24 protein-coding genes are annotated in these 24699 nt (G+C 61.8%); 11 read left to right on the top strand and 13 right to left on the bottom strand.

What is annotated here, in order from left to right; translation table 11 throughout:
* The 5 genes from VGN68_RS02830 to VGN68_RS02810 all read left to right on the top strand — a co-directional run.
* The coding region (locus VGN68_RS02830) for an efflux RND transporter permease subunit (RefSeq protein WP_294034051.1) at positions 1-523 on the top strand (523 nt) is incomplete at its 5' end.
* A gap of 13 nt (positions 524-536) precedes the next feature.
* Positions 537-1151, top strand: a complete 615-nt coding sequence (locus tag VGN68_RS02825; RefSeq protein WP_294034050.1) for a hypothetical protein — start codon at positions 537-539, stop codon at positions 1149-1151.
* A gap of 80 nt (positions 1152-1231) precedes the next feature.
* A complete protein-coding gene (locus tag VGN68_RS02820; protein WP_234180885.1) occupies positions 1232-1354 on the top strand; it encodes a benenodin family lasso peptide in 123 nt (40 codons plus the stop codon).
* Positions 1355-1409: 55 nt separating this feature from the next.
* Positions 1410-2060, top strand: coding sequence for a lasso peptide biosynthesis B2 protein (locus VGN68_RS02815; RefSeq protein ID WP_294034049.1), 651 nt, complete (start codon positions 1410-1412; stop codon positions 2058-2060).
* 56 nt (positions 2061-2116) lie between these two features.
* Entirely contained in the window at positions 2117-3748 is a 1632-nt protein-coding gene (locus VGN68_RS02810) for an asparagine synthase-related protein (protein WP_327473672.1), read from the top strand.
* Between the two features lies 1 nt (position 3749).
* Here VGN68_RS02810 and VGN68_RS02805 read toward each other — a convergent pair whose 3' ends face one another.
* From VGN68_RS02805 to VGN68_RS02785, 5 genes are all read right to left on the bottom strand, one after another.
* Positions 3750-4103 carry a hypothetical protein gene (locus VGN68_RS02805; protein ID WP_294034047.1) on the bottom strand — a complete coding sequence of 118 codons (354 nt, stop codon included), beginning with the start codon at positions 4101-4103 and terminating at the stop codon, positions 3750-3752.
* Between the two features lie 87 nt (positions 4104-4190).
* Positions 4191-5111: a FecR family protein gene (locus VGN68_RS02800; RefSeq protein ID WP_234180878.1), complete on the bottom strand. Its 921-nt coding sequence runs from the start codon at positions 5109-5111 to the stop codon at positions 4191-4193.
* The gene (locus tag VGN68_RS02795) at positions 5108-5752 is read right to left on the bottom strand and encodes an RNA polymerase sigma factor (RefSeq protein ID WP_234180876.1); all 645 of its coding nucleotides are present in this window, start codon (positions 5750-5752) and stop codon (positions 5108-5110) included. The genes VGN68_RS02800 and VGN68_RS02795 overlap by 4 nt, the downstream gene beginning before the upstream one ends.
* A gap of 234 nt (positions 5753-5986) precedes the next feature.
* Entirely contained in the window at positions 5987-6799 is an 813-nt protein-coding gene (locus VGN68_RS02790; protein ID WP_234180874.1) for a TerC family protein, read from the bottom strand.
* Positions 6800-7013: 214 nt separating this feature from the next.
* Positions 7014-7940, bottom strand: a complete 927-nt coding sequence (locus VGN68_RS02785; protein ID WP_234180872.1) for a lipid kinase — start codon at positions 7938-7940, stop codon at positions 7014-7016.
* 369 nt (positions 7941-8309) lie between these two features.
* Here VGN68_RS02785 and VGN68_RS02780 point away from each other — a divergent pair, with 369 nt between their 5' ends.
* Both VGN68_RS02780 and VGN68_RS02775 read left to right on the top strand, forming a co-directional pair.
* The gene (locus VGN68_RS02780) at positions 8310-8675 is read left to right on the top strand and encodes a DUF736 domain-containing protein (protein WP_234180870.1); all 366 of its coding nucleotides are present in this window, start codon (positions 8310-8312) and stop codon (positions 8673-8675) included.
* Positions 8676-8685: 10 nt separating this feature from the next.
* The gene (locus tag VGN68_RS02775; RefSeq protein WP_234180868.1) at positions 8686-9615 is read left to right on the top strand and encodes a HEPN domain-containing protein; all 930 of its coding nucleotides are present in this window, start codon (positions 8686-8688) and stop codon (positions 9613-9615) included.
* A gap of 6 nt (positions 9616-9621) precedes the next feature.
* Here VGN68_RS02775 and VGN68_RS02770 read toward each other — a convergent pair whose 3' ends face one another.
* From VGN68_RS02770 to VGN68_RS02755, 4 genes are all read right to left on the bottom strand, one after another.
* Positions 9622-9852 carry an EexN family lipoprotein gene (locus tag VGN68_RS02770; protein WP_234180866.1) on the bottom strand — a complete coding sequence of 77 codons (231 nt, stop codon included), beginning with the start codon at positions 9850-9852 and terminating at the stop codon, positions 9622-9624.
* Between the two features lie 138 nt (positions 9853-9990).
* Complete coding sequence (locus VGN68_RS02765) at positions 9991-10716, bottom strand: MarR family transcriptional regulator (protein WP_234180864.1); 726 nt, start codon at positions 10714-10716, stop codon at positions 9991-9993.
* Between the two features lie 156 nt (positions 10717-10872).
* The gene (locus VGN68_RS02760; RefSeq protein ID WP_234180862.1) at positions 10873-12252 is read right to left on the bottom strand and encodes a hypothetical protein; all 1380 of its coding nucleotides are present in this window, start codon (positions 12250-12252) and stop codon (positions 10873-10875) included.
* A 91-nt stretch (positions 12253-12343) separates the two neighbouring features.
* Positions 12344-12820 carry a hypothetical protein gene (locus VGN68_RS02755; RefSeq protein WP_234180860.1) on the bottom strand — a complete coding sequence of 159 codons (477 nt, stop codon included), beginning with the start codon at positions 12818-12820 and terminating at the stop codon, positions 12344-12346.
* A gap of 6 nt (positions 12821-12826) precedes the next feature.
* On the opposite strand from VGN68_RS02755, the gene VGN68_RS02750 reads away from it, so the two are divergent.
* Genes VGN68_RS02750 through VGN68_RS02740 form a run of 3 tightly spaced genes read left to right on the top strand, consistent with a single transcriptional unit; the run spans position 12827 to position 15928 of the window.
* The gene (locus VGN68_RS02750; protein ID WP_234180859.1) at positions 12827-14251 is read left to right on the top strand and encodes a MarR family transcriptional regulator; all 1425 of its coding nucleotides are present in this window, start codon (positions 12827-12829) and stop codon (positions 14249-14251) included.
* Between the two features lie 35 nt (positions 14252-14286).
* Positions 14287-15159: an antitoxin gene (locus tag VGN68_RS02745; RefSeq protein WP_235211415.1), complete on the top strand. Its 873-nt coding sequence runs from the start codon at positions 14287-14289 to the stop codon at positions 15157-15159.
* Positions 15160-15211: 52 nt separating this feature from the next.
* The gene (locus tag VGN68_RS02740) at positions 15212-15928 is read left to right on the top strand and encodes an SDR family NAD(P)-dependent oxidoreductase (protein WP_327473657.1); all 717 of its coding nucleotides are present in this window, start codon (positions 15212-15214) and stop codon (positions 15926-15928) included.
* Between the two features lie 10 nt (positions 15929-15938).
* On the opposite strand, the gene VGN68_RS02735 is transcribed toward VGN68_RS02740, so the two are convergent.
* The 4 genes from VGN68_RS02735 to VGN68_RS02720 all read right to left on the bottom strand — a co-directional run bounded on the left by VGN68_RS02735 (position 15939) and on the right by VGN68_RS02720 (position 24076).
* Positions 15939-18875, bottom strand: coding sequence for an SEC-C metal-binding domain-containing protein (locus tag VGN68_RS02735; RefSeq protein WP_327473655.1), 2937 nt, complete (start codon positions 18873-18875; stop codon positions 15939-15941).
* Positions 18872-19657 (bottom strand): hypothetical protein, encoded by a 786-nt coding sequence (locus tag VGN68_RS02730; protein WP_234180849.1) that lies wholly within the window; start codon positions 19655-19657, stop codon positions 18872-18874. The genes VGN68_RS02735 and VGN68_RS02730 overlap by 4 nt, the downstream gene beginning before the upstream one ends.
* A 39-nt stretch (positions 19658-19696) precedes the next feature.
* On the bottom strand, positions 19697-22660 hold the full coding sequence (locus tag VGN68_RS02725; protein ID WP_234180846.1) for a TrlF family AAA-like ATPase: 2964 nt from the start codon (positions 22658-22660) through the stop codon (positions 19697-19699).
* A 510-nt stretch (positions 22661-23170) separates the two neighbouring features.
* On the bottom strand, positions 23171-24076 hold the full coding sequence (locus VGN68_RS02720) for an endonuclease/exonuclease/phosphatase family protein (protein ID WP_234180844.1): 906 nt from the start codon (positions 24074-24076) through the stop codon (positions 23171-23173).
* Positions 24077-24216: 140 nt separating this feature from the next.
* Between VGN68_RS02720 and VGN68_RS02715 the strand changes: the two genes are divergently transcribed.
* Positions 24217-24492 (top strand): HU family DNA-binding protein, encoded by a 276-nt coding sequence (locus tag VGN68_RS02715; protein ID WP_037553418.1) that lies wholly within the window; start codon positions 24217-24219, stop codon positions 24490-24492.
* Positions 24493-24699 lie beyond the last annotated feature (207 nt).

The following is a 24699-nucleotide window of genomic DNA, read 5'->3' as shown; positions in this document are numbered from 1 at the left end:
GCCCTTCGTCAACATGGGCTCGCTTCTGCTCGCCCCGCTCGGCGGGGCGGTCGCGTTGCTGCTGACGGGCTATCCGCTCTCGCTTCCCGTGTTCATCGGCGTGCTGATGCTGCTCGGTATCGTCGGCAAGAACAGCATCCTCCTCGTTGATTTCGCGATCGAGGAAATGGCGTCCGGGGTGCCGCGCGACGAGGCGATCGTCGACGCCGGACACAAGCGCGCGCAACCGATCCTGATGACCACGGTCGCGATGGTCGCGGGCATGATCCCGACCGCGCTTTCGCTCACCGGAGACGGCGCATGGCGCGCGCCGATGGCGGTCACGGTGATCGGCGGGCTCATCCTGTCGACGATGCTGACGCTGCTGATCGTGCCGGCGTCCTTCAGCCTCGCGGCGGGCTTCGAACGCCGGATGGCCCCGCGCCTGCGCCGCTGGTTCACAACGGGCGGCGCGCACGCCGACCCATCGCCTGCGGGCGTCACCGACATCGGCACGGGGCAAAGCCCGGCCGCCGATCGATAGAGGAGTGAAGTTGATGGAGTTCGAGCGGGAGCATGACCTCCCCTATAGTCCGGAACAGATATGGGCGGTCCTCGGCGATTTCGAGAACCACCGGATCTGGAACCCCTATGTCCGGATCGAGCGGCTTGCCGAGGACCCGATCGCGATCCGCTATTCGATGCGCATGGATCCGCACAAACCCAAGTTTCTCGAAGTCTCCGCGACGGTGCTCTCCGCGCGCCCCGGCGAGGAGCTGACCGGCGCTCTCCTTTCGCTGGCGTTGAAGGGGAGGACGCCGAGGCCCGATTTGCCCGGCGGACTGATCTCGCTCGCGAATCACCAGTCCTATCCCGAGGGGCTCAATGGCCTCTTCCGGACCATCGCAATTGCCAGCGGCAATGGCGAACTTCGCGCTTCGATCATCAATTGTGTCGAGCGAAGCATGACAATCCGCACATTGGAGGCTCGAGTCGACGGGTCCGCAAATGATGCGCTCACGGCGATGGCGGACGATTACCGGTTCGGCCGGTGGAGCGCATTACGCAGCAAAATCACGCGCTTCCATCGTCGCCGTGCCTCTTATGCCGGCCGCGTCGCTGCGGAGATCCGGCGCCGGTCCGAGCCGGTGGATAATATTCGGAGAATATGAGTCGTATTAAATTCCTATACGGCGCGGCCTCCTTAGCTTCGAGAGAGCCGCAATTCCGCGGCATCATGGAGGAAACGATCATGGATCGCGAAACCAACGACCTCGTCGAGCTCGGCAGCGTCAGCGCAGACACCCTCGGCGATTTCGGCCCCCCGGTCGAAATCGGCGGGAAGGACCTGCAGAACGGCATCAGCCTCGACTGAGCCGATCGTTCGGGTGTCGGCGCGACCCGCCGGCACCCGGATACGGTATGATGCGATGAGCTGGAAACTCGCACCCGGTGTGGGCTTTTGCACCGTTGGCCCGGATATGATCTTTCTCGATCTCCGGCGCGACCGCTACGTCCTCATGACGGATGCCCGGCGCGCGGCATTCGATCGGCTTCTCGCCGGCAAGCCCAACGACAGTGATGCTATGACGCTGCTCGTCGACACCGGCCTCTTCGTCCGCGGCGATTTTGGTTTTCGTATCGAAGCGCCCGCAATCGACGTTCCGACAGACGATCTCAGCCGCCCGGACTCCGAGCGGAGCGGCCTTCGATCGCTCTTCGGCGCCTGGCGCGCATTGGCTTGGGCTGCGCGGGCGCTGAAGCCCGACCGGCTACCTTCGACTATAGAGCAACTGCTTCGCGACAAGCGGCTTCTGGACAGAAGCGGACACGAGAGTGAACTGAGAGCGTTGGGGACGACATTCGCGCGCTCGCGGACCTTCGTTCCGATCGCGCCCCGCTGCCTTGTCGATTCGCTCGCGCTATACCGGATGGCGCTTCACAGGAGTCTCGCGCCAACGCTCGTCTTCGGAGTGCGCACCAATCCCTTCGCGGCGCATTGCTGGCTCCAGTCGGGCGCATATGTCCTGACGGGAACGGCGGAGGAGGCACGAAACTATCAGCCGATTCTGGTCGTATGATGGAGCGCGCTATCCTCGGATTTCTAGGCGGCGAACCTTTGGCCACAGAGCTTGCAGTGGCAGCCGGTAGGCATGGTCTGCGTTCGTTGGACCGCCTCGTTCCGGAACTAGCGCTTTTCGCAGGTGATGGCGTCCGTATATCGATCCCCGATCCGGGACGCCTGTTTCTTGGCGATTGGTTCGAGAATTCGCGCTCGACTTCATGGGGCAATTATCTCGAGTTTATGGTGGACCAGGCCGGAGGTCTGACGATCCGGCGGGCTCCGATCACCGGGATGCCGCTATACTGGCTGGAGGCAGCGGGAGGGGTTCTGCTCTTCTCGCACCTCGAGCTGATTGAAGCCTTCAGCGTCGCCCTCTCGGTCGATGAGGAATATCTTCGTTACCTCCTGTCGTTCAGCAACTTTCGCACGGCGAGAACCGGGCTGTCGGGGGTCCAGGAGCTTCTGCCGGGAACGGCGCTCATCCTTGGCCGCGGGCTTCCGACAACCGAGACTTTCTGGTCTCCATGGCCGCATGCGCGAGAGAGCGTGGGTGAGGTTGACGCCCCGATGCTTCTTGAGCAAAGCATTCGTACTTGCGTTTCGGCTTGGGCCGACAGTCGCGACAGCATCGTTGTCGAGTTGTCCGGCGGCCTCGACAGCTCGATCGTCGCGGCCGCGCTGGCGCAGGGCGGACACGCCTTTTCCGCCGCGACGATCGCGACGGCCAGCCCCGATGGCGATGAAAGACGCTTTGCTCGCGCCGTCTCCGAAAGATGCGGCATCGACCTTGTCGAATATTTGCATGGCGACGCTGTGCTCGACCTCACCGCAGGCCCTGCGTTCCTGGCACCGCGCCCGGCCACCTATGGCGTCCTCGCGGGGATCGACGCGGCTCTCGGTTCGGCGACCAATGAGATGTCGGGGTCCAGCATCTTTACCGGGATCGGTGGAGACAATGTCTTCGCGATCAATCGGTCGATCATGCCGGCGCTCGATGCGTTGCTTTCGCTCGGTCCGCGCCCGCGCAGCCTTGCCGCTCTCAATGATTGCGCTCGTCTCTGCAATGCAACCGTCTGGAGGGCAGCCCGGGCCGTCTGGCGGCAGTGGCGCGCCGGCAGAGATGCCGCCTGGCCTCGCGACGATGGATATTGCGTGCGGACCATGCTCCCCGATGAACCGCTGCCGCACCCATGGGACGAGGTCGTGGATGACCTCCCCGTCGGCAAGATCCGTCACGTACAATCTATCCTGCGCATTGGCGACTTTCTGGATCGTCCCGGGCGTTGGTACGGACGCGATGTCGTCGCTCCGCTGTTGTCGCAGCCGGTGGTCGAGCTTTGTCTCGCCATTCCGTCCTGGGCCTGGGTCGCCGGCGGCCGTGATCGGGCGGTTGCGCGCGCAGCCTTTGCGAGCCACCTCCCCGGCATCGTCGCATGGCGCCGCAACAAGGGGCGGCTCGAGACGATGTGCGCCGAGGCGTTCCTGGCACAGCGCCGCGCCCTTGCGCCCATATTGCTGGAGGGGCGGCTCGCACGCGAGGGTCTGATCGATCGGAAGAGGGTTGAAGCCTATCTGGCGCGCGAGCGGATCGAGGGCGACTATGACTATTTTCGTTTGCTCGAACTCGCCGATATCGAACTTTGGATCGCATCGGTTTCAGATTTGGGCGGCGGGAAATTCAGGCCGGTCCAACGCTCATACTGAGCTATTTTGGCAGGATCGGGATCGACGTAGCCCTGCAGCCAGAAGCGGAACCAGTCGAGGTTGCGCTGGTACACAGCAAGCTTCTGCCTTGGCTCGGCCTTGATGTGCGGGGCGAAAGGGCGGCGTCGGGAGAGAGGCGCCCGCGGACACGGTTGCTGCGTCGGCCTTCGAGCAGGCTCGAAGCCGCGATGACCTCGCGGCCGGATATGTCCGAATATTTGCGAAGTGCGTCGCTAAGGCGCTGGGCCTCGATATTGTACGTCAGCTCGCCCGTCTGCGCGCACGCGCTGGGTGCATAGAGTGCGGTCGCCGAGACGCCCGAAGCCAGAACGGCCGCGAAAAATTTCATCGTCATTCATCCCTCCCGTGCGGCCGATTTTGGCCGTCTGAAGGGAAAAAATGACGGGTGCTCCGAACACCCTATGGGTTTTTCTTGGGTGTCCTACTCGGATTTCGCGCTGAGAATCGGTCCGTTCGTACCGAACTCGACCTTGAGATCGAGCGCGGCGCCGAGCTTCAGCGCAAGTTTCCGGGCATCGGTCATGTCGAAGCGGCCCGTTACCTGTAGCGACGCCAGCGCCGGGTCGGCCAAGCTGATCGTGACGCCATTCTCCCGGCCCGCGCGGTCGAGGATCGCACCAAGCGGGAGATTGTCGGCCCACAGCGATTTGGCCGGGGCGTTCGCCTCCTCGCCAGTGATCGGCTGGGGGCCGGTCGACCTGACCTCGGCGCGTTCGCCGGGACGGAGGCGAAGTGCCTTTCCGCCTTCGAGGCGCCGCACTTCGACCGAGCCTTCGACAAGCGCGATGCGCGGAACATCCGCGCGGAGATCGACCTCGAAGATGGTACCGAGCGCGCGCGTGACCGAATCTCCGGCCTCGACGAGGAAGGGACGCGATGCGTCGTGCGCGACTTCGAACCTGGCGCGGCCGTCATGCAGGATGACGCGGCGTTCGCCGTCCGAGAAGCGCGTCTCGATGCGGGCGCCGTCCATCAGGGTCACGCGCGTCCCGTCGGCGAGCCTTTTCTCGCCTTGCGCCGAATTGGTGGCGATGATCGGCTGATCGCCGTCGCGACCGACCAGATACCAGGCGAACCCGACCGCGATCACCGCAGCGAGGATCGTGGCAAATGCCCATCGCCGCCCGCCGGGTTCACGCTCCCGAGCATCGGCGCGAACATCGGCCGCGATCCGCGCGGTCGACATGTCTCCAGCCCAGGTCCAATTGTCGCGCGCTTCGTCATAGGCCTTGGCATTGCCCGGCTTGGCCAGCCATTCGTCGAACGCCGCCCGGTGCTGGTCGGCATCGGGGCCTATCATCTTGTCGAGCCAGGCGGTGGCTTCGCTATCGGCGCGGCTCACTGCTTACCCCGCGCGCGTTTGATGGCGGCAAGGGCTTTGGTCATGTGGCTTTCGACCGTCTTCACGCTGATTCCCTTGATTCGAGCGATCTCGGGATAGCGTAGTCCTTCGAAGCGATGCATCAGGAAAATCTCGCGCGTGAGCGGAGATAGCCTCGAAATGGCTCTTTCTGCCCGGCGCAGGACGTCGCGCGCCTCGAGCGCGGCGTGCGGGTCGCTCGATCCTTCATGTTCATCGCTGAAACTGTCGTGCTGCGACCGGTGGCGGCGCCCGTCGGCGCGACCATATTCGGCGAGGAGCATCCGGGCGCTCTTCACGAGATAGGCTCCGGGGCCTTCGACCAGCGCAGCGAGGCCGCCGCGCGCACTCGCAAAGCGGCTGAAGACTTCCTGCACAAGGTCGCCGACATCCTGGTTCGGGGCGCGTCCGCGGAAGAAGCGGGTGATGTGCGGCCGGTGCTCGGAGTAGATCGCCTCGATGCGCGCCGAGCGCCCGACCCGCTCCCAATCCTCCGGCGGCAAGGGGTCGCCGCCGGCAATTCCCGGTCGCTCGCTGTCCTTGTCCTCGAAGTCCATACCTGCCGCCTTCCCGTTCGGGACGAAGGCGGCAAGCCGGGCGTTGAGAACTTGCTTAGCGAACAAGCGCCGCCGCCTTTAGCCCGAGGGCTTGGACATGCGCAGCGGCCACCCGGCAGGATGGAATAGGAAAACTAAGCTAAGCAGGTTCTCACGCCTGGCACCGTGCGCCTTGCCCGATGCACTTCAAAGCATAGCCTTGCCGCAGCGGCATGCAAGCCGACTGCACCGAGATAGATCCAGATCGAGTCTATTCTCCGGAAACGACGGCAGAACAGCTTCGGTGCTGCCGGGCGTCGACTATTTCGTTTCGGCGGTTTCGCCCGAGGCTTTTGCAAGCGCGACCCGCTCACGTCTGCGCCGCGCCCAAATATTGAGCCCTTCCACCCCGGCCGAAAATGCCATGGCGGTGTAGATATAGCCCTTGGGCACCTTTGCTCCGAAGCCGTCCGCGATCAGCACGACACCGATCATCAGCAGGAAACCGAGCGCCAGCATCACGACGGTCGGATTGTCGCGGATGAAGTTTGCCAAAGGGTCGGCCGCGAGCAGCATGACGAGAACCGCCGAAACCACCGCGATCACCATGATCGGCAGATGTTCGGTCATGCCCACGGCTGTCAGGATCGAGTCGACCGAAAAGACCAGATCGAGCAGCAGGATCTGGACGATCGCCGATCCGAACGTCAGCGCCTTCTTGCCCGCGTTGAAGACATCGTCGTTCGGGTTTGGATCGACATTATGGTGGATTTCGGAAGTCGCCTTCCAGATCAGGAAGAGGCCGCCGGCGATCAATATGATGTCGCGCCAGGAAAAGGCGGTCTCGAAGCTTGGCTTGCCATAGGCATCCGGCGCGCCCTGCAATCCGAAATCGACGACGATCGCCGTCAGCCCGACGAGCCAGGCAATCACCGAAAGCAGCGCGAGGCGCATGACCAGCGCCAGCGAGATGCCGATGCGCCGGGCTCTCTGCCGCTGGGCTTCGGGCAATTTGTTGGAGATAATCGAGATGAAGATGAGGTTGTCGATGCCGAGGACGATTTCCATCACCACTAGCGTCAACAGTGCCGCCCAGACCGCGGGATCCTGAAACAGGGTGACCAAGCCTTCCATGTCGAACGCCCTTCCTCAGCGATGCTGCCACAGAACCGGTCGCGCAAAGGTGCAGATCGATGGGAACGCAGACAATTGCACCGAGCGTCGCTCGATGCGGTCCGACATCACGGCCGTCGCTGTACGACCGTCAGAGGGGCCCGGCCCGCGCTTCGCGATTTACGGCAAAGCCGTCCTTCTCACAAGGGCTTCGCGGCGGATCGCCGATCCTCGCTCAATGGTGATAGAGTGGGAATTGCCGCGCAGTGACGGGGCATTCGCACGGTGCGAGTACCGAAATTGCGCGGGGTAAAACTCGGAAATGCGCCGGCGTCGCGGTGACGATCTCACCGTCGGTGTTCACCGGCATCGGCCGCCGGGTCTCGATATCGAACTCGACACATTTGGCGGTGCGCACTTCCTTCCACGCCCCATGCGTGCCGGAGCGGAAGGCGCGAAGCATGAGGGCGAGCTTCCAGAGATTTTTGACCTCGAGACTATAAAGATCGAGCGTGCCGTCGTCGATCGCGGCATTCTCCTCTACGACGTTACCTCCCCCGTAGAGACGCCCGTTGCCGATCGCGACCTGATAGGTGCTGACGGTCCTCGACTCGCCCTTCTCGCGGATCCTCGCCCGGAACCGCTGGGCAGCCAGGATGACCCGCAGCGCGGCGACGGCATAGCCGAGGCGGCCGAACCTTTTCTTGATCGCCGGGTCGAGCTTCTGCGCAAGTTCACTGCTGATCCCGATACTCGCGACATTGAAGAAGGCATGGCCATTGACCGTGCCGACATCGATCCGTCGGCTGTGACCCTCGACAATGACGTCGGCCGCCGCTGCGAAGTCGAGCGGGATGGAAAGGGTGCGCGCCAGGTCATTCGCGGTTCCGGCGGGAATGATTCCCAGCGGCAGGCCGCTCTCGATCACAGCCGGCGCAGCGGATGAGATCGAACCGTCGCCGCCGCACACGACAATGATATCGGCGGTCTGATGCAAGCGTGTCACGTCGCGTGCAATTTCGGGCAAGCTCTCGAACGGCTCGACCGTCACCAGAAGGCCGCCCGCAGCGAGACGCTCGCGAACGGGAACCAGCGCCTGCTCTCCCTGCCGCGCCTTCGCATTGTGCAGCACGAGGGCGCGCGTACCTTTTGGCCACGGCATCGACACGATCCTGTTCAGCAGAGTTACGACCGTCGAGCGCGTGCCTTCAGAAGAACCACGTCCGATAGAGCAGGCCTATATATCGCCGCGACGAGGCCGGGAAGCATCCGTATCGATGCAGCCCCTTTTTCGGCTTCGTCATATCCTTGGCGCGATCGCTCGCCCTTATCGCTCTTCCACTGTCTAAGTTCGATCGGTCCCACCCAAGAACGCTCCGCCAATCTGGTCGGCGGCGGCGCCCGCGCAAGCGAGGCGTAGCCTCACTCCTCCGCTGCGCTTCGGCCCTTCGGGTGCGCAAGCGCCTCAAGCCGCCGACCCGCCCGGCTGCACGCCCGGGATGGTCCCGGGCAAATCAGCAGGAGTATCGACATGGCGAGCATCGGCATCGTCAGCGGCAGCATCGAGAAGGGCTTTGTGGGCCAGCTCATAACGCTTTCGATCAAGGCACCGATCGAGATACGCCCCAACCGCGGCAAGGCGAGCGATGTGCAGCCCGACTATCGCGTTTGGTCCGATGGCGTCGAAATCGGCGCCGGCTGGATCCGCGTCGCCGAGCAATCGGGGCGACCCTATGTCTCCCTTTCGCTCGCGACCCCCGAGTTCGGGCCGCGGGACAGGATCGCGACGATGTTTTCGCGATCATCTGGACACCCGCCGACTGAGCGGCGGCCATCTTGCGGCATCCTTGCGCATCGGAACAATCTTCCGGGTGCAAGGGTGCCGCCACCTTGTTAGGGTGACCCCAATGCAGAGCAGCCTCGAACATCTTCCCCCGCACAAGCAACGCGAGATCGAGCGCGTCGTCGAGATCATCTTCGAGGAATTCGAGGATGCGCTGGCGCTCGCGACGCAGGACTGGAAGCGCAAGGGCCGGATTTCCAAGATCATCCTCTACGGCAGCTATGCACGGGGTGGCTGGGTCGACGAGCCGCACACGGCGAAGGGCTATCAGTCGGACTATGACCTGCTGATCATCGTCAATGACAAGCGGCTGACCGATCGGGCGGACTATTGGTCGAAGCTCGACGATCGGCTCATTCGTGAGTTGTCGGTGACGAAGCGGCTCCGCACGCCGGTGAACTTCATCGTTCACAGCCTCGACGAGGTGAATTCCGGCCTTACGCAGGGGCGCTATTTCTTTATCGACGTCGCTCGTGACGGGATCGCGCTATACGAGGCCGACGGGAAGGAGCTCGCAGAACCCAAGCCTATGACGCCGCATGCAGCGCTCGAGATGGCGCGCGAGTATTTTGACGAGTGGTATCCTAGCGGAGCGCAGTTTCTTCATCACTATCGAAGCGCTGTCACTGAAGGGTGGTTGAATAATGCCGCCTTTCAGCTTCATCAGGCGACGGAACGATATTACCACTGCATTTTGTTGGTATGCACTTTCCACACGCCGCACATCCATAACCTTGTTTTTCTGCGCACCCAGGCCGAGCGGATCGACGACCGGTTGATCGAGGCATGGCCGCGAGAAGTGAAGGCCGACCGATCGCGCTTCGAAAAGCTGAAGGAAGCGTACATCAAGGCGCGCTATTCGAAGCATTACGCGATCACCGCGGACGAACTGGAATGGCTCGGCGCGCGGGTTCAGCACCTCGCCGATATCGTCGAGATTATCTGCCGTGACCGCATCGCTGAGCTTGAGGCAACAGCGCGTCAGGCAGGCTGAGGCCCGTTACTTCTTTCCGCGAAAGCGCTCGAAGCGAGCCTTGCCCTCGGCAGTCTCGACCGCGACATTGGCATTGCTGCATTCATCGCCGCGCATATCGCCAGCCGTGCAGCTTTGGACGACGTTGCGCGCCTCATCGAGATTGGCCTCGAAATATTGAACGCTGCGCGGCTCGGGCTCAGCGCATGCTGACAGGGTCGCCAGGCTGGCGATCGCCAGTATCTTGAAATCGATCATCACTACCTCCGATGAACGAACCTAGCGCCGACGGTCAGGTCCATGCAGGGGCGTGGCGGCAGATAGAACCAGATTGGGGCTAATTGTGTCGGTCTCTTCAGGTCTTCGATCAGGATCGAAAGTGGAACGCCGCCGTGGCTATGGCGCGGGAGCGGCCACAATGGATACTGTGCCCGCGTCGCTTACGAACAGGACCGTCAAGCGCACCCTGTCTAATCCGCCCCTGATTTCCTCGGTGAGAGTCCGATATCGCGGGAAATCGGGAAACGCCAAGGCGACCGTGGCGTTCGGATATTCATTTTGCAGTCGCATGCCCTTGAGCAGGGCGTGCGAGAACCATTGCTGGGCTTGCAGGGAAGGACTGGTGCGCTTCTTCTCCCCAGCGCGTCTCGGATCGCGATACTGTGCTGAGGGATAGCCCTTGACCTCGACCAGCAGCGTCGCTCCCGACCGCTCAGCGTGGATGTCAGGCCCCGGTTCGCGCGATGCCGTGTCCGCGCACCGGACGATCGTCCATCCGTCGCGGATGAAATGTGCCGCGAGCTTCTCGACGACATTCCCCTCCCAGAACCAGTCCGTCGGGAGGATAGAGGGCAGCTTCGTGGCCCTCGCTGAATGTGCGTCGGTTATTGGTTCAGCTTCGCCAGAAGCAGGGTAATTGCCGATCTTGCCTTGCCCGTTGGGGCGCCGCTCAAGTTGTCCGCTCTGGACCAAGGCCCTGCAAATCTGATTGACGGTCTGACGTCGCGTGATGTGAAGCGCCTGCGCAATTTCGTCATCGTCACGGCCAGCAAACCGGCTCACAAAATCCAACACGCGTTCCCGATGCCCCATGCCTGGAGATTGGGCGGCGACGCCGGTCAATTCAAGCGCATTCCTCGTTGTGTGAGGTCCTTTCGGCTGTTTCTGAAACTGCCATTGGGCTTGGAGCGCGAACAATTATCCCGCATCTGAAATGCGCGAAAATCCCAATTGCGGTTCATCGGCAGGAGCGGGCTTCTGCTGGCCCGGCAGCGCTCGCTAATCGTCGCCGCAAACCACCTCGAACGCGACAGTGCCGGTTATTGGATCGATGGGCTCGTTGGCGGTAATTTCGAATTCGGCTTCAAACGACTTGATGTCTTCGGCAGTCGCGAAAGAAATGACGAATGAGTCGAACGTCAAGCTATGGTTGTGCTTCAGCTCGTCTGCCGAGAAAGTGACGCGGCGTTCGGTTGGATGGACCCGCGTGGACCGTAACATCCAGCCAGGATTAAGCGAGGTTGGAATGTCTATCCCGACATGGCGGATGATTGCGGTGCCCGGCCCCATTGGGCGCAGGGGAGGCGCTTCTGGTGGTTCTGGCTCGGCCGCGAATTTCTCATCATCGTCGTAGAGGACGATCCCCTCGGGGAAATAGATATCGACGTCGATATCGGTCGCCGGGAGGGTGCCGTTGTTTTCGAGACGCAGATTGACCTGGAAGCTCCGGAGGCGGAGGCGCTCGAAGTCGACGCGTTTCTCGAGAAATCTAGCGTAAGAGGCATAATAGGCCTGAACGTGCCTGTTATATCCCTCTGTTTCTTCCGTCGTCCATTGCGAGACGGGCCGCTTGTGGCCGAGGCTGTCCAGAATGCCGATTTGGCTGGACATGGTGATTCTTGCTGGACCGATGCGGCCGCCTTTGGCCGGTAGTGGAAGAAGGGGCGTTTCCTTCTTGATATCTTCCAGCGTCCGCACGCCGAGGCTGGTCACTTTCTGGCTTATGTGCTGCGGCCCTTCGACATCTCCATCGAGGGTGACGCTCAGTTCGGGCATTCGGTTCGTGCGCCGTTCGTCTTCTCGCATCTTCTTTTCCGCAAGCTTCAGGCCCGGTAAGATCGCCCTGCGAAGGTTGATCTTCAGTTCAGCCGCAACCTCGAGCCTCCGCTCTTCGGGGGCATCTTTGTGCAACTTATAGATGATCGGTGCCCGCCAGTGGCGCAAATCGAACGGAAGATATTTCAGGGCTGCGCCTTCTGCCCCGTTCATCACGAGCACGATCCGCTCATGTTCCAGCACGCGAAGGGCGTAGCCGAGTTCGATCATGACGTTGGGATTTGGAACCCGCTTGCCCGCCGCGGTTTCAGTGATCGGCGTAACGTCGGCGACGAAAACCGCCGCCGCGCGGATTTTGCGGAGAATCGTTTCGGCGATCGGCGGTGATCCGCCTACACCGTAGGTGTCGTGATCGACCTCGACGCGGCCGTCGTCGGCGGGAAGATCGTCCGCCTCGTCCTCGTCGTCCACTTCGGGCCTTTCGGCGTCCTCGGTATCATCTTCGCCGTTGAGGCTGCGCGCGACGTCGGCGATGACCTCGCGTACAAAATGTCGACCCGCGTTCTGCGGCGTGTCGCTTTGCCAAGACCAGAAAATCTTCATTCCCGGAATGTAGGCTGAGGTGACGTCATGTGAAAGTGGTGCAACGGTTTAAGAGCGGATGATCAGCATGCCCATTTGGGGCACGGCGTGGTTAGAACTTCGACAGCATCGAGGTCACTTTGAAGGTGCCGAAAAAGCAGTGTGCGATGGTGATATGTCCCCCGAAACCGGCGTGGCCGAAGATTTCGGCGGTGTAGATCCGCTCGTTCTGCAGATTTGGTTTGCCAAAGTCGAAACTGTCGATTGGCGGACCGCTATAGAATGCGCCGATCGCTGCTTCGAGCAATTGCACGGCGGGATCAGCGTCGCTCGTGAACGCATGATAAATGTGCCCGATCCGGTAGCTGGTGGGTAAGGGCGACTTCTGCGATTTGTAAATTAGCCCGCACGAAAGGGCCGTGAAGAAGTCGTCAAACCGTCTCTTGTTGACGGGATATTTCACCCCGTCGCTATTCGGCTTTGCGCCCGCCGCAAGCATTTCCCGAAACTTGTCGCCATTGAATGAGAGCTGGGGAACCACCTTCGCTTCCCAAACCTCGCGCGCGCGATTGCTCGGCGAGGCGTTCATGCAGATATGCGCCAGGACATAGAGATCGTCGTTCGATTTTGCGTTGTTGTGGTGAGGACAAGATCGCACCGTCAGCAGCTGATCGCGCTCGCCCTCGGGAAAGAAGGCCTTGGGTGGGATATGCTCCTTCGTAGTCCCTTTGCTGGTACAGCCCTGATAATAGCAGGTCATTCGCGTCCTTCCCGGAATTTCGGTAATTATGAGGCTATTGCGATTTGGGCAAAATCCGCGCCAAAGATTTTTCTCATTTTTTTAATGCAAATTTTCTGCGCAGCAAATATCAACGTTTTTCCGAATATTCACTTTTATGCTGATTTTTGCTGGACACAAAATATGGCCGAATTTGAAAATTCTCAGCGCGAATTGCTCGATGCGCTTTTGGAGGCGCTTTTGGCGCTGCCTCAGTCGCACGCGCAGATCGAGCGATATGAGGTCGAAATTGGGCCGCGCGGCCGCGCCGATGCGCTGATTGGTGCATTTATCAACCGCCAGCCGCTGCTCCTGCTTGTCGAAATCAAGGCGCAGCTTTTTCCGCGCGATGTGCGCGAAGCAATCTGGCAGCTTCGGAATAATCAGGCCCATCTCAGCAATTCCGGGGACGACCGGGAAATTATTCCCTTTTTCGTCGCTCGTGCCATCTCGCCGGGCGCTCGAGAAATCTTTCGGGAAGAGCGCGTCGGATATTTCGACCTTGGAGGCTCGCTTTATATTCCGGGCAAAAAGGCATTTATATTCCTCGATAAACCGGCTCCGAAAAAAGGGACTAAGAAATTCGATTCCATTTTTCAGGGCCAAAAAGCGCGCGCACTCCATGAAATTTATGAGAGGCGGCAGGACTGGTTGGGCGTGAAGGATCTCGCCGATGCGAGCGGCGTTTCGCCAGCCACGGCTTCCGAGACCCTCACGGAGCTCGAACGGCGCGAGTGGGTCGATGTGCAGGGCGCGGGTCCGTCGAAACAGCGTCGCCTGCGCGCCGCACGGCCCCTTCTCGAAGCCTGGACCAGCTATGCGAGCGATCAGAAGGCGCCGACGGTGCGGCGTTACTATGTCCCGAAAGGGAGTGACGCACTGGCGCTCGCGCTGCGCCTTGATCAGGCGTGCGACGAGGCGAAGGCCGCCTATGCGGTCACCGGCGAAGTCGCCGCTCAAATCTATGCCCCCTATCTCTCGTCGATCTCACAGCTCCGTTGCCGGATCGAGCCCGGGCAGAAGCTGATCGAGGCGCTGCTCAATCTCGACGCGCGGCCGGTCGCTGAAGGATGGAACCTCGGCATCATCGAGGCGAAGAGCCGGCGCGATGTCGCGGTGGGCCAACGGATCGACGGCGTCTGCTACGCGCCGCCGCTGCAGGTCTATCTCGACCTGCTCCAGGCGTCCGGCCGTTCCCGTGAAATGGCGATGCACCTCCGTAGCGAACGTCTGGATAAATAATGCCCAAACCACAGACGATCAGCGGCTATGAAGACATGGTCACCGACGCGTGCGAGCGCGTGCTGGTCACGCTCCTGCGCGGGCTTGGACCATGGAAGGATTCGGTCTTTCTCGTCGGCGGTCTCGCGCCGCGCTATCTCGTGACCGCCCGGCCTCCGAAGGTTCCGAAACATGCGGGCACGGGTGACGTCGATATCGTCGTCGACGTCGGAATCCTCACGACGACCGAAGCCTACAGTACGCTAGAAGAAAATCTAAAGGCGATGAACTTCGAGCGCGCCGAGAATGAAAAGGGTGCGAAGCAATCCTGGCGGTGGCGCGCCGAGATCGAGGACGGCACGACGATGATCCTCGAGTTTCTGGCGGACTCGCCGGAACTTGGAGGCGGCAAGGTAAAGGAACTTCCTTCGGACGGAAATGTCTCGGCGTTGAACATCCCCCACGCTTCCATGGTGTTCGACCATCACGGGACCGTCGAAATCACGGCGGACCTGCTGAACGGTAAGGGCCGTGCCACCGAGGTCGTGCGCTACGCTGATATCGTCACCTTCACCTGTCTCAAGGCCTTTGCTTTCGATCAGAGGTTCGAGCGCAAGGATGCGCACGACCTGATCTACTGCATCGAGAATCTGGAAGGTGGCGTCGGCGCGGCGCAATCCGCATTCGCGGCTGCACTGACCGGTCCGCATGCCGAGGCGATACGCGAGGCTCTTACTCGCATGGCGGCTCGCTTCCGCGATCCCAATCCCGACGAGAGCTATTTGCGCGACGGGCCCGTCGCCGTGGCAAGTTTCGAAGACGACGAAGCCGATGTCTCGGCCGACCCCGATCTGCTGAACGCCCGGATCTTGCGGCAGCGACATGCCGCGGAAATTATGGCCGACTTCCTCAAGGCATTCGAAATCTGATGACGAAGGCTGTGATCGCAGTTTCGTTCCGGCGCATTCCAAGAGCTTGCCCGTGAACAAAGCGATCATAGTCGGCGCGAGTTCAGGGATCGGCCGAGAGCTGGCGATGCTGCTCTCGCATCATGGCTATTCGGTTGGCGTCACCAGTCGGCGCCGCGACCTGCTCGCCAATCTCGCTGGCAATTCTTCCGGTTCGATAATCTACGAGGCGTTCGACGTGGCCGACACGACCGCGATGCAACGCGGACTCGCCGCCCTGATCGAGCGGCTTGGCGGGCTCGACTTGCTGGTGATCAGTGCCGGGGTCGGCCACATAAATGCCGATCTTGTCTGGGAGGCGGAACGCGAGACCATCGCGGTGAATGTCGAAGGTTTCGCGGCCGCGGCCAATATCGGCATGCAGCACTTCATCGCCCAAGGCACGGGGCATCTGGTGGCCATTTCGTCGATCGCGGGATTGCGGGGAAGCGGCGACGCGCCTGCCTACAATGCGTCCAAGGCCTTCGTCTCCAACTATATGGAGGGGCTTCGCCAGAACATGGCGCGCCGGGGCCTGCCGATTGCAACGACCGACGTGCGGCCCGGCTTCGTCGACACCGCGATGGCGAAGGGTGACGGACTCTTCTGGGTTGCTTCGCCTGAAAAGGCGGCGAAGCAGATCTACGGCGCCATCCGCGCCCGTAAGTCTCATGCCTATGTCACCAAACGCTGGTGGCTCGTCGCTGGCCTGATGAAACTTCTGCCGAACGCCATCTACGACCGACTCTAGCCGCTCGCGATCATCGCCCGTGGCAGATTTTGTATTTCTTGCCAGAACCGCAGGGACATTTTTCGTTGCGGCCGACCTTTTTCCTCGGCTCAACCTCCCTGGGGGCACCGCGACGCTGATCGAACAGCGCCTGCAAAGGGGCAGGAATCACAACCTGTCGCTGCGGGGGACCGCCTTTGCGCCGAACCTCGCGAATGATGGCCTTCTGCTCCTGGAATGCCGCGCGATGGTTCGGATCCATCGCATCCTCGAACGGCAGCAGCCGCTCGACCTCGTTCGCCGCCGCATCATGGTCGCCGCAGTACGCAAGAACCACCGCATATAGAGCGCGAGCTTCGAGAACGGGCCCCGCGAGGCCCGCGCCTTGCAAGATGGGGAAGATGTTCCGTTCGAAGGCCTCGCGGGCGCTTATGAAGTCGTTCACCCAGACCAGTTCTTCGACAAGATCGAGACCAACCCGGACGAATGACTGGTAGGATTGCGACAGTTCGTAGAATTTCATCGCATGGATGCGTGCGAGAGTAGATCGCTGGCTCTTCCGGCCCAAGGCCTGCGCGAAAAGATCGTGACTGTCTGCCAGATGTTTCAGCCGATCGGTGAGATCTTCGTCTTTGGGAAGAAGCTCCCGAAGTTCGGGGGCGTTCCGTCCTATCACATCGTCGGGCCTGATCCCGAGCTCCCGATAATATTCGCCGATGAGGGCGAGTGCCTCACTTACCGCTGTATCGTTGTCGCCGAGCTTGAAGAGGGCGAGGGCGCGATTGTAGCGAAACACGCGCAGATGTTCGGGCTGGTCGGGAAGTCGATCCGAAACTTCGTCAAGCATGGCCCGGACGCCATCAATGTCGCCAAGCTCGGACAAGAGCAACATCCGCTTCATGCCCCAGGCCATCCACTCCTCGTCGCCGAGCTCGTTCGCCCTCAGCAGCGATTCCATCTCGTCGACCCGCTCCCGGCCGGCCTCATAATCTCCCTCGCGCAGATCATTGAAGACCAGGCCGTCGAGCGCCCACAGCCTTGTCTCGGCATCTCCGTTCGGATCGGCCGCGATCGTCAGCAGATAGGGTTCGATTTCCGGCCAGACCCCGAGTTCGTGGAACAATTCGTCTGTGGCAAACTGCACCAATATTCTCGCCTGACCGAGAAGCCCGAACAGACGGATGAGCAGTCCTAACTTCGCGAGGCTCCAGTTGGTCCGGATCGAGCTTACGATGACCCGCTGCAGCGAGCCCAAGGCTTTCTGCTCGAAGTCCTGACCCTTTGCCGAGACGTCCGCTTTGCCGAGTATCCTCACCGCGTCGTGAATTTTTAGGCCGCTATTCCCGAATAATTCCAGCGCACCCGTTGCGGGAAGCGCGCGCAACCGGGCCGTGGCCGCCTTCGCGTCGATGTCGCATGCGGCTTGAAGCAAGGCACTGGCTTCGTCCCGTGAGAGCGCGACATCGGCGAGGCTCAGGACCGCGATCGTTTCTCTGTCGACCGGCGGCAAGCCTTCGAACGCGCGCCTCAGGATAATCTCTTGAGCCGTCTCGACGATATTGGTCTGCTGCTCGATATCCGTACAAAAGGCCCTAATGTCGCCGCCATATTCGCGCGCCGCGATCGTCGCCGCATTGAGTACATAAAATGGCAGGCCTCCGGTAATTCTGGATAGCCGCTCGCAATCGCCGAAATCGGCACGGCAACCAGCATCTTGAACTGCCGCCGCGATAGTGTCTTCGTCCCAGCCGTTCAGAGTCTCGGCTTGAATATCTAGTCCTGCTTCGAGTTCGGCGATGTGCCGACCCGGTTGGCTCAGCAGGACAAATCGGAGATTGGGGCCCCGTGCTACCAGCGCCTCTATATCGGCCGCGGGAATGCGGTGGCTGTTATCGATGACGACAGCCCCGTGAAGGCCGTCTTCGCCGAGCTTGATGCTCAGCGCGCTCACCATGTCCAATCCGCTCGCGCCCGGCAGAAGAATTTCGCCGAGCTTGTCGTTGGAGCGACCGAACATCTTCGCCGCCACTTCGCGCGCTACCGCTGACGCGAGCGCGGGTCCCGGCGTGTCCCCAACGTCGAGATAGGTGACCGGGAGCGCAGCATGGACCGCGGCCTCGGCCATCCAGGCGGTTTTCCCCGAGCCCGAAAGTCCCGCTATGATGCGGACGGGCTGGTCACTTAGCAGGGCGGGTTCGTCGACCTGGGCGCGGTACACCGGGGGCGGCGCCGGAAGCTGCTGCATCTGGACCACGAGCTGCTCGAACAGGTCCGGCAATTCCTCGCGGGAAAAACTGTGATCCTCGCGCGGAGGCGTGCCAGCGGATGCGAGCATGACCATGGCGGCCAGCTTCCAGGTCAGCGTCTCCGGCCTGAGCAACCCGAATGGCAGCTGCGCCGCGAGATCCGAGCAATATGCAGCCATACCGGCAACATTGTCGGCAGGTCGAGGCAGGCAATTGTCGGAGGGCTCAGGACCGCCTGGCCAATGCAGCTCGACATCGTCAGGCCAGTCATCCGCGGCAATCTTCTTGAGCAGGGCTGGCGACGGAGGCGCATTCGTCGCGATCACGAATCTCGCGTCGCCAGCTCGCAGGCCGTTCTGATGATCCGCACGTATGTCCTCGAAACGCTCTAGTGCTCCTGAAATATCACTGGGGTTGAGGACGTCCTGCCGCGTTTTGACCTGAGCATAGATACGGGCGTCCGGAAGCTGGACTTCAATGTCCTCGTCCCGCTCGACGATGATATGTTCGGCTCCCGCCTTTCCCGCGAGGAGAAGGCACGCTGCCGCGTAAAGATGCTGGTAGAGGAAACCCCTGTGTACGGCCTCGATCCGGATGAGTTGGCGCTCGTCGAGAACGAGGAGTTCGTCGACCGGTGGCTGTGGGCGTCCTGCCTCATCCTCCGCGCGGTCATCGGCCGCATTGTGACCGGAATTGTCTCCGGGATCTTCTGACGCGGTCATCGTGTCGTGAAGGCTGCGACGACCTTGTTCGTCCCGTCCATGAGCAGGCCGCACTGAATGTCGGCGACCAGGACCGTCGAATTCACCGTGATATCGGTCGGATTGCTGATCGTCGTCTTGCCATAGGGGTAGGTGGCGCGAACGACATTCGGGAGCTTCGGCACGACAACAAAGGCAATCTTGGCTTGGGGTTTGAAGGCTTGCGCTTCGGCGACGCTCATGGGGACGGTCCCGATGACCCCACCCTTGTTGGCGATGAAAAGCTCTTCGCCATAGCGCGCCGGTTCCCCCTCGAAGATTGCCTTCTCGGTCCGGGTAATCTTGCTGATGGTGGCCTTTGCCCCGAAGCCATTCTGCGCGGAATAGGTGCCGGTCGTGACCTCGCTGCTCGAAATCGTCACGTCGAGGTTGCTGAGGGTGCTGGCCTTCGGACTTTCGACTTTTGCATAATAGAAGGTGTCCCAAGCGCTGAAGTTCGTATTGTCGAACAGATAGGACTTCACCTCGAAGGCTCCGAGATCGGCATTATAGGCCAGATATTCCGCGCCTTCGATCTTCTTCGAGATGATGAGGGGGCCGGAGCCGCCCGCTGCTGCGAGCCGGGCGCGGTATGCATCGCTGGTCTCGAATTCGTCCTTCGGCGCGACGGGCTTGATGGACGCGATAGCCTGGTCGAAGGTCTGGGGCTGCACCATGGTGCCCGTATAGGCTGCACAGCCCGATTGCGCCTGCGCCAGTCCCGGCGCGCAGATCAGCGCCGCAGCCAGAATGATTTTCCTCATTGGTTTTGCTCCCCCTTGAGCCCGTGCAAAATATCGAGACTAACGCTCCAGGCGAACGCGCAGGCGCCGTGCGCGCTCGCGAAACGCATGTTCCCCGCCCTCGAGAATGTCGCAGACCATCTTGCGGATCGGTGCATCTTCGAGGCCGCCGCTCGCATAGGTGATCTCGGGCAAGCCATCCCCCGGATGCGGGCCGGCCGATGCAACGATGACCTGATCGGCGTCGGTGTTGATCACCAGATTGGCATTATGCGTGACGATGATGACCTGGCGCTTCGCCTTGGCCTTGAGGAACAGGCCGACGAGTTCATCATAGATCGACTTGGGATCGAGATTTTCCTCGGGCTGATCGATGATCAGCGGCCGCTCATCTGCGTTGTCGAGCGCGAGGTATAGTAGCAGGAGTACGATGCCGCGCGTGCCCGGCGAAAGTTTGCGGATGTCCACCCCATCATAATCTACGCTGTATCGGACTTCGATATGATCGGTGCCATAGAGCCAGCGCGCGAACAGCTTGAGCCAGCCGCGGAATGCGGCGGGATCGCTGCGCTGTGCGAGAGCATGTTCGAAGAAGCTCTTCTGATATTTTTGGCGAAACTCCTTCAGCGCCTCGGTCACTTCTTCGGCGGTTCCGCTCTCCCAAACGCCGCGAAGCTCGTCATTCGCAGCCTCGAGCAATTTGCCCTCGCCGCGGAACGGGCCCTGTCGGCGAAGGTCCAGCAGATCCTCGCCGCGCTTTGCCCACTCCGCCATGTCTGCTCGGCGGGTGACAGTGAACGCAAGCTTCCCGAGCGTCCCGCCCGTCTCGTCCATTCGCGCCCGGATGGGTGCGTAAAGGTCGTTGAGGACCTGCTGTTCCGAAAACACCGCTTCGAAGATCCGCCGGTAGCTTGACTGCCTTTCCGTAGGCAGGCCCTTGGCGCGCTCCTCTGCGCCCTCATAGTCCTTCAGCTTGTCCTGCAGGACCGAGAGCAATTCGGTCTCGGTCGTGATTTTCGTCGACAGGGAATTGAACCGTTCGCGTGTTTCCTTGTCGACGTTTATGATATCGCCGAGCCGCCGGATTTCCGCATCAAGCCGGCCAAGGGGAAGTTTCGTCAGATCGGCATCGTCGGCGATGAGCGGGGTCGCTGGATCGGTGATTGCGATATCGATCCCGCGCCACCCGTCACGGTTCTTCCGGGTGGAGGACAGGTTGTCGTTGATGATGCCGTCCACATTGCCGCTGTACTGCGTCAGAAACGGGTCCCACGCCTCTCCGGCTATGCCGGCATCCTTGTGGCGCTCTTGCGCATCGCGCAGATTTTCGGGCGCCTGATGGGTCCGGAAGTCCGAAACCTCGTCCTGGACGAGTAGCAACTTCTGCTCGCGATTGGTCAGGCGCCTAACCCGTGCGCGCACCTCGTTTGCCGCCTCGGTCAGGGCCTCGAGGCGCTTGATCCGGTCCTCGCTGCCTTTGCGGACAAGCTTGCCGCGGTCATCGGTGAGCTGGGTAATCTTGAGCTTCTTCTCGTCGACCTGCTTCCGAATGGCCACGATCTGAGATTGCTTCTCGAGCTCGATGTTGATCCGGTCGGACAATTCCTCGAGCTTCTGTTCTTCGCGGCGTCGCGCCTCGCGGAACCGGGCTGCCTTGAGGTCGCGAAGGTCCGCAAAATCGACGGCGCCCTCGCGCTCGGTCGGGCTGTGCGCGTCAAAGACCACGCGCTCGACTTCCGACAACAGGCCATCGGTCATTCCCTCCGGTGAGCAGAGCGATTCCACGAACTGCTGTGTCAGGTATCGAGCGCGGGCGTAGCCGTCCCATGCCGCCGCGGCATTATCGAGGCCGCGTTCGGTGACAACGCCATTGCCCCAATCGAGCTTCACCGTCGCATCGTCGAGATATTCGCTCGCCCGAACCAGGAACGACTGCATAGGGAGCTGGTCGGCATGGGCATCGCAGCCCGCTGCGATCATGTCGGCCAGCGCGGTCTTGCCGGACCCGCGCGCACCAATGATCGCGACGAGGCCCGGGTTGAGATCGATCACCGAATTAGGGGCCCACGGCGCATTCGTCAGGGTCACACGGCGGATCGTCTCGGACGGCGCAGCTGCGGGCGGCGCCTCGGTCCCGACGTAAGCGCGGCCTTCGGGATCGATGCAGGCCTGCTTCAGTCCGTCGAATGTCGCCGCCCCCTTGATCCAGGTATAGCGGTCGCCATCGGGCGCGCCCGTTCGTTCCACAGAATGCCCGTCGCTGCCGTGCATGCACGGCTTGAGCCCGCCGTAGGTCTCGCAGATATGCTCGCGACTGGTTTTTCGGCCGAGCCAAAATTCACGTTGCGCCGGGCTCGACGCGAACATGATGTGAGCAAAATGTTCAATCTGCTGGCGCAAAGCCTGGTCTGCGCCATCTTGAAGTCCCGATGTCCCATCGCCCTTCGCGCCGGCGACCGCGATCAGGATATTCTCCTGCGCCCAGCTCATCCCCTTATATTCTTCACGGAGCTGATCGAAGCTTACCTTGAATTGTTCGGAGCCGTGGCGAAGCGCTGAACGATCATCGGTCAGCTCGGAATTGAGCGACCGTCCCAAGCGGATCAGCTCCGAAGGATTGCAGGCGAAGGTGTCGGTCGTGGTCTTGAAGGTCAGGCGCTGAAGGAAGCGCGTGAGCTGCTCGATATGATCGGGATCGTCGGGGCAGACGAGCAGATGGGCGTTGATCCACGACCGCGCGGTTCCCACGCTGAACCGAAGCTCGATATTCGGAAAGATCAGGTCGCAGTCCTTGAGGCGACCTTGCTCCTTGCGCGCGCGAACCTCCTTGTAGAGTTCAAGCCCGTAATAGTCGGTAATACCGAGCGCGCGGATCGCCGGCGTCGCACCCTCGATCGCGGCAAGATAGGCTTCCCAATCGCCCTTGAACTGGTCGTTGAAGATCGTGCCCGGGGCGTGGACGTGAGGATCCCATCGCAGCCACAACGATCCCGGTCCGATCGATTCCTCTTCCCCCACGGTCATGGCGCGGCACGCTATCGTCAACAGGGGGGAAACGGAAGTGCCGGCGCCAGATCAAACCATTTTGGATCTATTTTGTGCCGGGGCCTGCGGCCTGATCGCAGGGCGGCTCGGGCTCGCCGGAACCGCAGGACTTGCCGGCCGTTTCCCAGTGGCAACGTCCATAGGAGCTGTCATGGCAAGCGCACCGCCCGACCCGCATCCCGATTCTCCCCCGACCGGCCCCGAGCAAGTTCCGGAGCAGGTTCCCCTTCCTGATGATGACGGTCGGGAAAGTGTCGAGGACGTGCCTGACGCAGAATGATTGGCGAGCTGCTTGGCTTCTCGCTTGCGGCATGGCGCCCGCATATCTGCGGAGCGGAAATGGTAAGCCCCGCTACATCTCTGCAGCTGGGCTTCCCTAGATTTCATCCGAAGATGCCATCAAATTCTGCCATTCTTTCGTCTGGACAGGTAAGTGAAACGTGCCGGGCGCGGATGGTTCCGTAGGTTACTTCGAGGCCCGGAATTTTTCTATCGCCGCAGCGTGACCGCGATCGGGCAGTGGTCCGAGTAATGCTTCTCGCCGGGCGCATAGAGCGTCTCGCTGAACCCCGTCCGGTCGGCAGCGGCGCGCCGGTCGAGCACGATATGATCGATGAAACTGTCGTAACGCGGATCGCAGGCCGGCGGCTTGCCCGCGTCGGCGAGGGTCAGATCGGCGTTCGCCGGATCACCATCGTCGATTTCGGTCCAGATCATATCGCCGGGAAGCGCGAGCCGGCGGTTCCAGTCTCCAAGCACCGCGAAGCGGTCGGGCCCGGCGGCGGCCCCATCGATCCAGGCTTCGAGCGCCGGAATCTGATCCTGGAATATGGGGCAGGCCTTCGCCTCGCTCCCGGAGAAGCAGCCTGACTTGAGGTGGATGCCGAGAAGGCGGATCGGTGTGCGGCCCTCGGGGCGGAGCGTGATGTCGACGCCCGAGCGAAGCTGTTCGTTGCCGCGCATCAGCGACGTCACATCGGCATGGCGATCGAAGGCCATGTCCTTGCGGATCGCAAAACCGACCGCCTGGCGGATCACCGTCTGCGACGGGAACTTGCCGCCGCAGGTGCCGCCCGGCGCGCCCTTCCGGGCTTCCATGATCACGACATATTTGGCGGGGTCGAAGACCCGCGCTGCGGCGGCCTCATTCTCGGCTTCCTGAAAGGCGATCACATCGGCGTCGAGGTCGTCGACGATGCGGCGCATCGCTGCATAATCGCTGTCATCCCTGGGGTTGCAGCCTTCGCCGTTCCTCGCGGCGAGAAATTCAAGGTTCCAGCTCGCGAGCTTGATCGGTTTCGATGGAATAGTCGGGTTTGCGGGTGCGGAGGTCGCGGGCGCGCAAGCAGTGGCAAGCAGGAGAAGCGCGGATGCGATGAGGCGGTGGGGTAGCATCGGCCGCTACTGCCGCACGTCGCCACCGAGTGCAACTCGCCGTTCCGCGCCTTGGCGCGGCGCAGATGGCGCCGATCCGTCCGCGGCGCTATAGCGCCCGCCCGGCCGGGATCCTTCCGGTCGCTCAAGGAGATGATTTTATGAACCACGCCGAACTGTCGGACAGCGTCGCAACCGCACTTGGTCTGAGCAAGGCCGATGCGAAGAAGGCTGTCGATGCCGTTTTCGCCGCGATCACCGACGCCGCCGCCAAGGGCGACGAAGTCTCGGTGAACGGCTTCGGCAAGTTCAAGGTCAAGGAATCGGCCGCGCGCGAAGGTCGTAACCCCTCGACCGGCGAAACCATCCAGATTGCGGCTTCGAAGAAGCTGACCTTCGGCGCCGCGAAGGCCGTCAAGGACCGTCTGAACGGCTGAGCCGGTACGTCCCGCCGGTGTGCCGACGGGACGGCCGCGCGGCGGCATGTCGGGCGCGGCATCTGATGAGCGCGCTCTGGCCTCGCAGGCTCGGCCAGGGGTCGCACTTTTGTTTTGGCCGCGCGGCACACTCGGCTCGCTATCCTTGCGGTGCGTCGGCTAGGCACGGACGCGCATCGCACGCCGCCCCGCTGCGGGCTCGCCAAG

The sequence above is a fragment of the Sphingopyxis sp. genome, from assembly GCF_035998965.1.
Lineage (GTDB): Bacteria > Pseudomonadota > Alphaproteobacteria > Sphingomonadales > Sphingomonadaceae > Sphingopyxis.
The sequence above is the reverse complement of the archived record's forward strand: the minus strand, read 5'-3'. Positions and strand labels throughout refer to the sequence as shown.